Origin of the sequence: Allotabrizicola aquatica (SeqCode) (assembly GCF_965194375.1) — a bacterium.
Lineage (GTDB): Bacteria > Pseudomonadota > Alphaproteobacteria > Rhodobacterales > Rhodobacteraceae > Tabrizicola_A > Tabrizicola_A aquatica.
This window is the reverse complement of sequence record NZ_OZ239428.1, coordinates 468,155-480,734: the sequence shown is the minus strand read 5'-3', so window position 1 is coordinate 480,734 and position 12,580 is coordinate 468,155. Positions and strand designations below refer to the sequence as shown.

At 60.6% G+C, this 12,580-nt stretch carries 14 protein-coding genes; 11 read left to right on the top strand and 3 right to left on the bottom strand.

The window, feature by feature from the left end; genetic code table 11:
* Positions 1-24: 24 nt before the first annotated feature.
* The 11 genes from rplQ to AC72UB_RS15535 all read left to right on the top strand — a co-directional run bounded on the left by rplQ (position 25) and on the right by AC72UB_RS15535 (position 10,602).
* Positions 25-444, top strand: coding sequence for a 50S ribosomal protein L17 (gene rplQ / locus AC72UB_RS15585; RefSeq protein ID WP_463291235.1), 420 nt, complete (start codon positions 25-27; stop codon positions 442-444).
* 157 nt (positions 445-601) lie between these two features.
* Positions 602-1,213, top strand: a complete 612-nt coding sequence (locus AC72UB_RS15580) for a helix-turn-helix transcriptional regulator (RefSeq protein WP_463291236.1) — start codon at positions 602-604, stop codon at positions 1,211-1,213.
* Positions 1,214-1,260: 47 nt separating this feature from the next.
* On the top strand, positions 1,261-1,848 hold the full coding sequence (locus AC72UB_RS15575; RefSeq protein WP_505190552.1) for an acyl-homoserine-lactone synthase: 588 nt from the start codon (positions 1,261-1,263) through the stop codon (positions 1,846-1,848).
* A 299-nt stretch (positions 1,849-2,147) separates the two neighbouring features.
* On the top strand, positions 2,148-3,458 hold the full coding sequence (locus AC72UB_RS15570; protein WP_505190551.1) for a replication-associated recombination protein A: 1,311 nt from the start codon (positions 2,148-2,150) through the stop codon (positions 3,456-3,458).
* A gap of 165 nt (positions 3,459-3,623) precedes the next feature.
* Positions 3,624-3,977, top strand: coding sequence for a fluoride efflux transporter FluC (locus tag AC72UB_RS15565; RefSeq protein ID WP_505190550.1), 354 nt, complete (start codon positions 3,624-3,626; stop codon positions 3,975-3,977).
* Positions 3,974-5,020 carry an RluA family pseudouridine synthase gene (locus AC72UB_RS15560; RefSeq protein WP_505190549.1) on the top strand — a complete coding sequence of 349 codons (1,047 nt, stop codon included), beginning with the start codon at positions 3,974-3,976 and terminating at the stop codon, positions 5,018-5,020. The genes AC72UB_RS15565 and AC72UB_RS15560 overlap by 4 nt, the downstream gene beginning before the upstream one ends.
* Positions 5,017-5,724, top strand: coding sequence for an ATP12 family chaperone protein (locus tag AC72UB_RS15555; RefSeq protein WP_463291242.1), 708 nt, complete (start codon positions 5,017-5,019; stop codon positions 5,722-5,724). The genes AC72UB_RS15560 and AC72UB_RS15555 overlap by 4 nt, the downstream gene beginning before the upstream one ends.
* A 233-nt stretch (positions 5,725-5,957) precedes the next feature.
* Positions 5,958-6,974, top strand: a complete 1,017-nt coding sequence (locus AC72UB_RS15550) for an amino acid ABC transporter substrate-binding protein (RefSeq protein ID WP_505190548.1) — start codon at positions 5,958-5,960, stop codon at positions 6,972-6,974.
* 126 nt (positions 6,975-7,100) lie between these two features.
* Entirely contained in the window at positions 7,101-8,375 is a 1,275-nt protein-coding gene (locus AC72UB_RS15545; protein ID WP_505190547.1) for an amino acid ABC transporter permease, read from the top strand.
* 1 nt (position 8,376) lies between these two features.
* Positions 8,377-9,819 carry an amino acid ABC transporter permease gene (locus AC72UB_RS15540; protein WP_505190546.1) on the top strand — a complete coding sequence of 481 codons (1,443 nt, stop codon included), beginning with the start codon at positions 8,377-8,379 and terminating at the stop codon, positions 9,817-9,819.
* 12 nt (positions 9,820-9,831) lie between these two features.
* Positions 9,832-10,602 (top strand): amino acid ABC transporter ATP-binding protein, encoded by a 771-nt coding sequence (locus AC72UB_RS15535; protein ID WP_463291246.1) that lies wholly within the window; start codon positions 9,832-9,834, stop codon positions 10,600-10,602.
* Between the two features lie 61 nt (positions 10,603-10,663).
* Here AC72UB_RS15535 and AC72UB_RS15530 read toward each other — a convergent pair whose 3' ends face one another.
* The 3 genes from AC72UB_RS15530 to AC72UB_RS15520 are packed head-to-tail and all read right to left on the bottom strand — an operon-like array spanning position 10,664 to position 12,578.
* The gene (locus tag AC72UB_RS15530) at positions 10,664-11,167 is read right to left on the bottom strand and encodes a SixA phosphatase family protein (protein WP_463291247.1); all 504 of its coding nucleotides are present in this window, start codon (positions 11,165-11,167) and stop codon (positions 10,664-10,666) included.
* Positions 11,164-11,847 carry a ferredoxin gene (locus AC72UB_RS15525; protein ID WP_505190545.1) on the bottom strand — a complete coding sequence of 228 codons (684 nt, stop codon included), beginning with the start codon at positions 11,845-11,847 and terminating at the stop codon, positions 11,164-11,166. Before AC72UB_RS15525 ends, AC72UB_RS15530 begins: the two co-directional genes overlap by 4 nt.
* Positions 11,787-12,578 carry a sterol desaturase family protein gene (locus tag AC72UB_RS15520; protein ID WP_505190544.1) on the bottom strand — a complete coding sequence of 264 codons (792 nt, stop codon included), beginning with the start codon at positions 12,576-12,578 and terminating at the stop codon, positions 11,787-11,789. Before AC72UB_RS15520 ends, AC72UB_RS15525 begins: the two co-directional genes overlap by 61 nt.
* Between the last annotated feature and the right edge of the window lie 2 nt (positions 12,579-12,580).

Genomic DNA, 12,580 nt, shown 5'->3' with positions numbered 1-12,580 from the left:
AAAACAAGCGTCTAGGAGATTCCGATGCGTCACTCAAACGGCTACCGCAAGCTGAACCGCACCCACGAACACCGCAAAGCGATGTTCGCCAACATGGCCGGTTCGCTGATTGAACATGAACAGATCAAGACCACCTTGCCGAAAGCCAAGGAACTGCGTCCGATCATCGAAAAGCTGATCACGCTGGCCAAGCGTGGCGACCTGCACGCACGCCGTCAGGCCCATGCCCAGCTGAAGCAGGACATGCACACTGCACGTCTGTTTGAAATCCTCGGCCCGCGCTATGCCACCCGTCAGGGCGGCTATGTGCGCATTCTGAAGGCTGGCTTCCGCTATGGCGACATGGCCCCGATGGCGATCATCGAATTCGTCGATCGTGATCCTTCGGCCAAGGGCGCCGCAGACCATGCCCGCAGCGCCGCTGATGAAGCCGCTGAGGACTAAGACTGCGCCTCTGGCACAGCATCTAGGACTTTGACGAAAGGCCCGCGTTTCGCGGGCCTTTTTCCATTGTATCCTTTGCCAATAACACTCTAAGATTGTATCAAATCATCGATAGGTTGTTTTTCAGTGACTGTGTTCAGGGGTAAGGGAAGGCAAAATGGCGCGCACGATCGGTCTGGAGATGGGACTGGCAAGATTGTCGACCTTTGCCCCTGCAGGTTATGCGCTCGGCCTGCATATCCGGTTTGCCTCGGCACAAATCATGGTCAACACTTATGACCCGCGCTGGGTCGAGATTTATACGAACCGGGGCTACATGCTGTGCGATCCGCTGATCTCTTGGGGGTTTGGCACCGAAGGTATCGCGCGGTGGAGTGTCCTGAACCATCCCGATCCGCATGATGTCTTGGGGCAGGCCAAGGCCTTTGGCCTGACCTACGGCGTTGCGGTGGCGCATGGGCCGACCAGCTCGCGCACGATTGGCGGCTTTGCCCGCAGCGACCGCGAATTCACGGACGCTGAGATTGCCGAAATCGTCGAGATGGTGCGCATCCTCCACCGCGAAACTGAACCGCCTGAACACCTCTCGGCCGCCCAGGTTGAGGCGTTGCGGCTGATCGCGAACGGCTACCGCTATTCTCAGGCGGCGCAGCAGATCGGCATCTCGGAAAGCGCGCTTAAGGCCCGGTTGCGCAGCGCACGCGAACGCTTGCTGTGCCGCACCACTGCCGAAGCGGTCCAGCGCGCGCTGGAAGCTAAGCTGCTCTAGGTGGTGCCCCGGCCGATTTCTGTTTTTCAAACCGGCTGGAGGTTAGCATGCAGACGACGACTTTATCCTTTGACAATATTCATACCCACGGCACGCTGTTCACCAATGTCCTGCGAGCGCGGCATCAATCCTTTATCGTACAGCGCAAATGGAACTTGCCGCAGGTCGATGGCATGGAATTCGACCAGTATGACACACCCCAAAGCCGCTGGATTGCAGTGCATGACGGCGGGCAGGTGCTGGCAGGCATCCGGCTGACGCCAACAACCGCGCGATGCGGCATTTACAGCTACATGATCCGCGATGCACAGGCGGGACTCTTGGCGACGATTCCGGACACGCTTTTGTTTGGACAGGCCCCTGTGTCGCCGAAGGTCTGGGAATCCAGCCGCGTCTTTATTGCACACGATGTGCCCTCTTGTCTGCGCAGCCGCGTCCAGCGCGATCTGATGACCGAGATGGTCAACACCGCACAGCTCATGGGGGCAGAACGGTTGCTCGGGCTTTGCCCGCAGGTCTGGGGCCGCTGGATGCGCCGGATTGGGTTCCGGACCGAGGTTGCGGGCCCTCCCATCGAGATTGACGGCGTGGTGAACCAATGCGTCGCCATGGACTGCGGCGCGACCCGCCATTAGCCATATCGCTCTGCTCGGTCAGTCATGACGTACCCTCCTCGATCCGTCGTGGGATGCATGCCCAATTGATCGCCCAATTGGGTGAAATGGTGCGCCGATTGGGTGCCAGCCATTGTTTGACACCTTTGGCGGCGGCATGGCCCCGATGGGCCGACCGGTCCGGTGTCGAGATGGAGGGCATCGGCCCTGTGAGGGAGATCGCAGGGATCAAACATCAGGTCGTTCTGATGGGCTTTCGCCAGACCGGTCACTGACGGCAGGGCTTTCCCCGCTCTGCATCCGGGGGTAGTCTGAACAGCATGGCTGATCTGTTTGACACCGCTGCTGCCCAACCCGCCCCCGGCGCGCCACGCCCGCTGGCGGATCGGCTGCGCCCGCGTAACTTGTCCGAGGTGATCGGTCAGGCGCATGTGCTGGGCCCCGAGGGGCCTTTGGGCGCCATGCTGGCGGCGGGATCCTTGTCCTCGCTGATCCTGTGGGGGCCACCCGGGGTGGGCAAGACCACGATCGCGCGGCTTTTGGCCGATCAGACCAATTTGGCCTTTGTGCAGATCTCAGCCATCTTCACCGGGGTGCCGGATCTGAAAAAGGTCTTTGAGCAGGCCCGGATTCGGCGGCAAAACGGGCAAGGCACGCTTCTGTTCGTCGATGAAATCCACCGCTTTAACAAAGCCCAGCAAGACGGCTTTTTGCCCCATATGGAGGATGGCACGATCCTTCTGGTGGGGGCGACCACCGAAAACCCCTCGTTTGAATTGAACGCAGCTCTTCTGTCACGCTCGCAGGTCATCGTCCTGGTACGGCTGATGCCGGCCGATCTGGAGCGCCTGACCCAACGCGCCGAACGTGAGTTGGGCCGGGCGCTGCCGCTGACGGGCGAGGCGCGCGAGGCGATGATCGACATGGCCGACGGCGATGGGCGCGCTTGCCTGAACCTGATTGAACAGGTGGCGGCTTGGAAGGCAGACAAACCCCTGACCCGTGAGCAACTGGCCACCCGCCTCATGCGGCGCGCGACGAAATACGACAAATCGGGTGAAGAACATTACAACCTCATTTCCGCTTTGCACAAATCGGTGCGGGGATCAGACCCGGACGCGGCACTTTACTGGTTCGCCCGCATGCTGGAAGGCGGCGAAGACCCGCGGTTTCTTGCGCGCCGGATCACCCGGATGGCGGTCGAGGATATCGGCCTTGCCGACCCTCAAGCCCAGAGTGTTTGCCTTGACAGCTGGCAAACCTATGAACGCCTTGGCAGCCCTGAAGGGGAACTCGCTCTCGCACAGGCGGTGGTCTATCTCGCCCTCGCCCCGAAATCGAACGGCGTGTACACCGCCTACAAAGCCGCCCGCGCCGCCGCGCGCGAAACCGGCAGTCACCCTCCTCCGCTGCACATTCGCAACGCGCCGACCAAGCTGATGAAAGAGATCGGCTATGGTGCGGGCTATGCCTATGATCATGATGCCGAAGATGGCTTTTCTGGGCAGAACTACTTCCCTGACGGTATGCGCCGCCCCGTCTACTACGCCCCGCCAGAACGCGGCTTTGAACGCGAGTTGAAAAAGCGCATCGATTACTTCGCCAAACTGCGCGCCAAACGAGATAGCTAACCCGCGCCGGGCTTTCATCTTGGTCCAAATACTCCCCGCGGAGCGTTCGACATTGGCCGAAGGAGCCTCCGGCGGGAGTATTTTGGCCAAGATGAAAGCCGCAACAGGCAGTCGGCCCAAAGCGCGGCGGTTGACAAACCGGGCGGGCAGTCGCAAGGAAACGCCATGTTCTGGACGCTTTCCCAAGTTGCGATCGGCGGGGCCATTGGCTCGGTGCTGCGCTATCTGACCGTGGCCGCTTTTGGTGCGCCGTGGGCGGTGGTGGCTGTCAATGTGCTGGGCAGTTTCGTGATGGGGGTGTTGTTTGTGGTGCTTGCCACACGCGCCGCGCTGTCCCCTGTGTTGCTGGCCGGGGTGCTGGGAGGGTTCACCACGTTCTCGGCCTTCTCTCTGGATGCCTTGAAGCTCTGGCAATCCGGTCAGACCGTGCAGGCGGTGCTTTATGTCGGCCTTTCGGTCGGCCTCTCTCTTCTCGCGGTTGCCCTTGGGGCGGCCCTTGCCAAAGGAGCCCTCGGATGAGCGGCGTGAAACTTCTGACGGTCTCGGCGGATGAGGGCGAGCAGCGGCTGGACAAATGGTTCAAGCGCCGCTTTCCGCAGATCAGCCAAGGCCATGTCGAAAAGATGTGCCGCACGGGCCAAGTGCGCATCGACAGCGCGCGCGCCAAGGCGTCTGATCGTGTGGCGCCAGGCATGGTCATTCGGGTGCCACCTTTGCCAGACACCGAGGCGCCAAGCCGCCCGGCCGAAGGGCGCGTCAGTGCCGCCGACACCAAGATGATCCAGAACGCGGTGTTGTGGAAAGATGAGCATATCATCATCCTCAACAAACCCGCCGGTCTGCCGTCGCAAGGGGGATCGGGGCAGGGGGATCGTCATGTGGATGGTCTGACCGAGGCCCTAAAGTTCGGTTACAAAGAGCGGCCAAAGCTGGTTCACCGCTTGGACAAAGACACCTCCGGCGTTTTGATGCTGGCGCGCACCGACCGGGTGGCGCGGGCTCTGTCTGAAGCCTTGCGCAACCATCACACGCGCAAGATCTATTGGGCCTTGGTCGCCGGTGTGCCAAACCCGCGGCAGGGCTCTGTCAAATATGGGCTGATGAAAGCCCCCGGTCATGGCCGTGGCGGCGAGGGGGAGAAGATGCAATGCGTCCATCCCGCCAAGATGGCCGATTACCCTGACGCCAAGCGCGCCCACACCGATTTTTTCACCCTGTGGTTTCTGGGCACCCGGATGTCGTGGATGGCGCTGGAGCCGATCACTGGCCGCACACACCAGTTGCGTGCCCATATGGCGGAGTTGGGCCACCCGATCATCGGGGATGGCAAATATGGCGGGTCGGCGACCGAGAATCTGGGCGATGGCTGGGGTGCTGGCTTGGGCGGAGAGGTCAGCCGCAAGCTGCATCTCCACGCCCGCAGCCTGACCATTCAACACCCGATCACCAAAGCAATGCTGACCTTTACCGCCCCCTTGCCAGACCACATGGCCAAGACGTGGAAGCTGCTCGACTGGAAAGAAAACGACGTGCCCGCCGATCCTTTTGAGTTTCGCAAATGAGCGGCTGGAAAGCCAAACGCTTTTGGACAGTTGCAACCGCCGAGCCCTGTGACGGCGGGTTCACCGTTCGGCTTGACGGGCGTGCCGTGAAAACGCCCGCCAAGGCCCCCGTTGTGATGCCGACACAGGCCATGGCCGAGGCCGCAGCCCGCGAGTGGGACGCGCAGCAGGGGGCGATCAAGCCAGAGACCATGCCGGTGACGCGCGCGGTGAACTCAGCCATCGACAAATTGGTGCACCAGCGCGACGAGGTGATTGATCTTCTCGCGGCCTATGGTGCCAGCGACCTTCTATGCTATCGCGCCACTGGGCCGGAGGGGTTGATTACCCGCCAGATGGTTGGTTGGGATCCGCTGCTGGGTTGGTCTGCATTGGAACTGGCGGCCCCGCTCGTGGTCACCGCGGGTATTGTGCCGGTCGCGCAACCGGTGGAAAGTCTTGTCCGTCTGAAGGCCACCGTTGCCAGTTTTGACGCCTTTCAACTGGCTGCTTTTCACGACTTTGTCGCCATCACCGGGTCATTGATCCTTGGCATTGCGATCACCCGCGGACGGCTTTCGGCGGCCGAGGCCTTTGCCTTGAGCCGAATCGATGAGAGCTGGCAGGCCGAATTTTGGGGTGTTGACGAGGATGCCGCCGCCCTTGAGGCCGCCAAGCAGCGTGCTTTATTGGAGGCCGAGCAGTTCTACGCTTTGTGTCGGTAACAATCTTGCGCAATCCAACGGCGATGGTTTCGGCATTATGCGTGATACAATCGTCAATCTGCTTGTTGCCAAGAACTGCTCCGCTTTAGCGGATGTTTTTCTTGACCTTAGCTAAGACCGTGACAGATGATGTCCAACACTGGCACCTTCGGCGCCACACAGAACCCGCATCTGTCGCTAAGACGGGGCGTAAACCCCTGCCCCTCGGGGCAGACCCACAGGAAGAGGTAAGAATGAAAAAATCCGTGTTCCTCGGCACTCTCGCTGCCACCACCGTGCTTGCAGGCGCCGCATTTGCCGGCACTCTGGACGATGTGAAGGCGCGTGGCGAGCTGATCTGCGGCGCGAACCCCGGTCTGACCGGCTTTGCCGCCCCCGATGCCAATGGCGTGTATCAGGGTTTTGACGCTTCGCTTTGCAAGGCCATCGCTGCTGCCGTTCTGGGCGACCAGAACAAGGTCAAGTTCGTCCCGCTGACCTCGGAGACCCGCTTCACCGCGCTGGCTTCGGGCGAAGTTGACGTGCTGATCCGCAACTCGACCTGGACCTTCTCGCGCGATCACGACCTTAAGCTCGATTTCGTTGCGGTGAACTACTACGACGGTCAGGGCTTCATGGTGAAGAAGGACCTCGGTGTTTCGTCGGCCAAGGAACTGGACGGCGCAACCGTCTGCATCCAGACCGGCACCACCACCGAATTGAACCTTGCTGACTTCTTCAAGCAAAACAACATCACCTATACCCCGGTGACCGTTGCTGACGACGCCGAAGCTCAGCGCAACTATCTGGCTGGTACCTGCGACGCCTTCACCACCGACGCCTCGGGTCTTGCCGCGGCGCGTTCGTCGTTCCCGGATCCGGAAAACCACATCATTCTTCCGGAAATCATCTCGAAAGAGCCGCTCGGCCCGGTCGTTCGCCATGGCGACAACCAGTGGGGCGACGTTGTGCGTTGGACCTTCAACGCGCTGCTGATCGCGGAAGAAAAAGGCATCACCAAGGCCAACCTGGCTGAAGTCGAAGCCTCGACCACCGACCCGGAAGTCAAGCGTCTGCTCGGCAGCGAAGGCGATATGGGCGTGATGGCTGGCCTTGATAACGCCGCCTTCAAGAACGCGATCCTTGCCAACGGCAACTATGGCGAAATCTTTGAAGCCAACATCGGCTCGTCCACCCCGATCGGTCTGGCCCGTGGCCTGAACGCTCTGTGGACCCAGGGCGGCCTGCAGTACGCGGCACCGTTCCGGTAATCATTGATTTCGGGCGCATCCCTAACCGGGGTGCGCCCGTTTTTTCTTTAGCCTAATCGCTTTGACCATTGGACAAGATCCAGACAGGCCGCATCAAGACGGCCGCCGGTCGGCACAGGGGGTATGATGTCACTCGCATCCGAAGCGCCGAAGGACTCCTTCCGGCTGTCCATGCTTGTCTATGACACGCGCTATAGGTCTTACACGATTCAGCTGGCCGTGTTGGTTCTGCTTTTGGCCTTTTTGGGCTGGATGGCCGACAACACGATCAAGAACCTTGCAGAACGTGGCAAGGACATCAATTTCAGCTTCCTGTGGCAGCGTGCTGGTTATGACATTGACCAACAGTTGATCCCCTACACGAACGACAGCAGCCACGGTCGCGCCGCGATCATCGGCCTGCTGAACACCCTGCTTATCGCCGTTATCGGCTGTTTTTTCGCGACCATCGTTGGTGTGCTTGCCGGGGTGCTGCGGCTGTCTAAAAACTGGCTCGTGGCCCGGTTGATGACGGTCTATGTCGAGATTTTCCGCAACGTGCCCTTGGTTTTGTGGATCATCCTGATCTTTGTGGTCTTTACCGAGACCTACCCCCAGCCCAAGGATTTTCGCGTCACCGACGAGATGGTTGCGGCGGGTGAGGCCCCCAAAGAGACGATGATCTTTGGCGCCATCGCCATCACCAACCGTGGATCCAACATTCCCGGCCCGGTCTTTGATCGGCCGCTGCCAATGATTGAAATCGCCACTGTGCCGATCAGCCTGTCGGGCGTGGCCTTTCTTGTGGTCGTCTTGGGTTCGGTTCTGGTAAACCGCAGGATCTTGGCCCGCGCCAAGGCCATTCAAGAAGACACCGGTGACCGCCCGACCACATGGTGGCAATCGCTTTTGGTGCTGTTTGTGCCTGCGATTGCGCTGTTGATGGCCATGGGCTTCCATCTGGAATACCCGCAAATCAAGGGCTTCAACTTTACGGGCGGTCTTGCGGTGAACCACTCTTTCACCGCGCTTTTGGTGGCGCTGATCCTCTACACCGGAGCCTTCATCGCCGAGATTGTCCGCGGCGGTATTCAAGCCATTTCCAAAGGTCAGACCGAGGCCGCTTTTGCCCTTGGCCTGCGCCCCGGTCGCACCATGAACTTGGTCATCCTGCCGCAAGCGCTGCGTGTCATCATCCCGCCCTTGATCAGCCAGTTCCTAAACCTGACCAAGAACACCTCGCTGGGTATTGCTGTGTCTTACCTTGACCTGCGCGGCACGCTGGGCGGCATCACGATGAACCAGACCGGGCGCGAGATGGAATGCATGGTGCTGATGATGGGCATCTACCTGACGATCAGCCTGCTGATCTCGTCGCTGATGAACATCTACAACAATTCCGTCAAGCTAAAGGAGCGTTAAGATGCCCGATACCGCATTCGTCCGCTCTGAGATTCTGCCGCAACAGGCCCCGCCGCTGACAGAACGCGGCGCTGTGAAGTGGCTGCGCGAGAACCTGTTCTCCTCGCCGTTCAATGCGATCTTGACCCTGATTGGTTTGACCGTGGTCTTCCTGCTTGTGCAGGCGGCCTTGCCTTGGCTGTTGAACAGCGTGTGGACCGCCAATTCCTTGAAGGAATGCCGCGAGATCGTTTGGGCCAGTGCTGGCCCTGAGGCAACGGGCGCTTGCTGGGCGCTGATCCGCGAACGCTGGCACCAGTTCCTGTTCGGCTTTTATCCAGCCGACCTTTACTGGCGTCCAGTTTTGGCGCTTGGCCTGTTGCTGATCGCTTTGGCGCCTGTGCTTTATTACGGTCTGCGTAAGCCCAATGTGGTCCTTGTGGGCACAGTTGCAGCGCTGACCATGATCGCGCTGGCCCTTTTGGATCACAACCCCACCCATTTGGCGCTCTTTGCGTTGATCCTGATCGGGTTGACTGCGACGGCTTGGATCGCACCCAAGAGGTTGGTTGTTCTGACTGTCCTCTACCCGCTCTTGGGGTTTTGGCTTCTCTACGGCGGGTCGCTCTGGGGGCCGGTTGGCGTCGCCATGGGCTTTGTCTTGCTTGCAGTGGTCTATAGGGCGACGAAGCCCTTGCTCGGGGTGGTCGTGGCCACAGGGGCCGGCACGCTGGCAGCGGCGATTTGGTGGTTGTCGGTACAAACCAGCGTCACCACGGCGCTGCAAGGGGCCATGCCTCTGGGCATGACGGATGTCGGTTCGGACGAGTTTGGCGGCTTTCTTCTGGCCTTTGTGATTGGCGTCACCTCCATCGGGGCCTCCCTGCCAATTGGCATCCTTCTGGCGCTTGGTCGCCAGTCTGACATGCTGCTGATCAAGACCCTCTGCGTCGGGTTTATCGAGTTTGTGCGCGGCGTGCCGCTGATCACGGTGCTGTTCACCGCGACGCTGCTTTTGGGTTACTTCCTGCCGCCGCAAACCAACTTCGACGTGGTGCTGCGGGTTATCATTCTGGTGACCTTCTTCTCGGCGGCCTATCTGGCCGAGGTGATCCGCGGCGGTCTGGCAGCACTTCCCAAGGGTCAGTATGAGGCCGCCGACGCACTGGGCCTTGACTACTGGCAGGCGCAGCGGCTGATCGTGATGCCGCAGGCGCTCAAGGTGTCGATCCCTGGCATCGTCTCGACCTTTATCGGTCTGTTCAAAGATACCACGCTGGTGGCCTTTGTCGGCCTGATGGATCCCCTGAAAGGCGTCACCACCATCGTGCGGGCCGATACTGCGTGGAAGGGCATCTACTGGGAGCCTTACATCTTTGTCGGCGCCATCTTCTTTGCCGTCTGCTTCGGGATGTCCAGATACTCGATGTATCTGGAACAGAAGCTGAAAACCGATCACCGTTAAGGAGCCCTGACCATGGCAGAAGCAACCAAACAGATGCAGGTCTCGGACGAGGTCGCCATCCAGATCACCGGCATGAACAAGTGGTACGGCCAGTTCCACGTGCTGCGTGACATCAACATGACCGTCAATCGCGGCGAACGGATTGTGATCTGCGGGCCGTCTGGGTCGGGCAAGTCAACGCTGATCCGTTGCATCAACCGGCTGGAAGAACACCAGTCGGGCAAGATCGTGGTCGACGGCACCGAGTTAACCAACGACCTGAAGAACATCGACAAGGTCCGGTCCGAAGTGGGGATGGTGTTTCAGCACTTTAACCTTTTCCCGCATCTGACCATTTTGGAAAACTGCACGCTGGCGCCGATCTGGGTTCGCAAGACCCCAAAGCGCGAGGCGGAAGAGATCGCGATGCATTTCCTGCACAAGGTCAAGATCCCCGAGCAGGCCCACAAATACCCCGGCCAGTTGTCAGGCGGTCAGCAGCAGCGTGTGGCGATTGCCCGGTCCTTGTGCATGAAGCCCCGGATCATGCTGTTCGATGAGCCAACCTCGGCGCTTGACCCCGAGATGATCAAAGAGGTGCTCGACACCATGATCGCCTTGGCCGAGGAGGGGATGACCATGATCTGCGTCACCCACGAAATGGGCTTTGCCCAAGCCGTGGCGAACCGTGTGGTGTTCATGGACCAAGGCCAGATCGTCGAGCAGAACGCGCCGAAAGAGTTCTTTTCGAACCCGCAAAGCGACCGGACCAAGCTGTTCCTCAGCCAGATTCTCGGTCACTGATCCTCCTCGTCGCCTTTGGCGCTCGTCGTGCGACGAGACGCCGAAGGCGCCCGAGGAGCGGTTAGGCGACGATTTCGCGCGGAACGATGAAATCCGCCGTCACGCCTTGGCCGAAACCGGCATCGGCCCAAGTGTCCACCATGAAATCCACCACCAGCGTTGCGCCTGTGGGGTATTTGCGAAACTCCGGGCTAACCGGGGTTTTCGACACCAAGCGATGGGCAAATTCTGCAATGCCGGGATTGTGGCCGATCATCATCACCGTATCCGCCGTGGCATGGCGCAGCACCGCCAGCATCACATCGGGGCCCGCATGATAGAGCGCGGGCTTCAGATCCAGCACCGGCGCGCCGGGCAGGGCGGGGGCAATGCCCGAAAAGGTCGCCCGCGTGCGCACTGCGTCTGAACACAGCACCTCGGACGGCACATAGCCGCGCGAGGCGAGCCACTGGCCCAGATCGGCCGCGGCCGCTTTGCCACGCTCATTCAGCGGGCGGTCGTGGTCGCTCATCAGCGGGTCATCCCAGCTGGATTTCGCGTGCCGCGTCAGGATCAAGCGCTTCATTTGTGGAACTGCCTCATGTGATAGGCCGATTGTTCTGGCATCCTTGCATAGGCTTGGGTCACCGGGCAAGCGCGGCGCACAAGGCAGCCCGCTTTCATGCAATCACGATCACCGCCCGACAGATAGGCATGGCAGGCTGGCACGTCATAGCCCTTCTCACCCAAGGCACCCGCCGGGCAGGCCGCAAGGCACGGCGCGGCGCAGTCCTCGCAAGGTTTTGCGGTCGGGGGCGGCACAGCGATGTGCTCTTTCAACGCCAAAGCCCCGCGAAAGCTGACCATCAAGCCCTGACCCGCATGCACCAACAGCCGCACAGGGCTGTCCCAGACCCGACCTGTGCGCAGCGCCCATTTGTAGAACGGATGATAAGGCGGCCCGCCAAAGGGAAACAGCGCCTTGGCCCCTAGATCGCAGGCCATCCCACCAATCACCCGGCGTGACCAGCGGTCCACCGGATCGGGCGCGCCATCCCATTCGGGTTGTGCGGTCAGATGCGGCCAGAACCCCGGCTCTTTTGGCCCGATCAGGAGCAAGGTCTTGGTACCAAGGGGCAGGGCCTCATCCTCCTCGGCGTGAAACCCGCCCAAGATTTCAAGCTGATGGGCCGCCAGCCGGGTTTCTATTTCCGAAAGGGCAGCATCAGCGCCCAGCCCAGCCGCGAGGGTCTTTCGTCCTGCCATTCCAGCCCCACTGTCATCAGGTCATGCCCAGCCTCAGGCTTAGGCCGATAGGTGCGAAAGATCCTGTCCCAAACCGACAGGGCAAAGCCGTAATTGCTGTCATGCTCATGGCGGTGGATGGAGTGGTGCACGCGGTGCATGTCCGGCGTCACCAAGACCAGCCGGACCGCCCGATCTAACCACAACGGTAGCCGTAGGTTCGAATGGTTGAACATCGCCGTGCCGTTCAGGATGATTTCAAACAGCAGCACCGCCAGCGCGGCGGGGCCAAGCAGATAGACCAGCCCGATCTTCAGCATCATTGACGCCAAAATCTCCACCGGATGAAAGCGCAGCGCCGTGGTGACGTCGAAATCGCGGTCGGCATGGTGGACTCGGTGAAACCCCCACAGGATTGGCACCTTATGGGTCACCAGATGCTGCGCCCAGATCGCCAAATCAAGGATCAGGATGGCCAGCACCACCTCAAGCCACTGGGGCCAGTCGAGCGCGTTGAACAGCCCCCAACCCATGCGCCCGGCATCCACCGCTGCGCCAACGGCCAGCAAAGGCAGGGCAATGGCAAGGGCGCGCAGGGCAAGCGTGTCCAGAACCACAATCGACAGATTGGTAAACCAGCGCGCGCTGCGCGGCTGGCTGCGGGCCCGGCGCGGGGCCAGCGCCTCAAGCGTGGCAAACAAGGCGAAGAGTCCCACAAAGACCCCAAGCCGCCAAAGCAGATCGTGTTCCATCG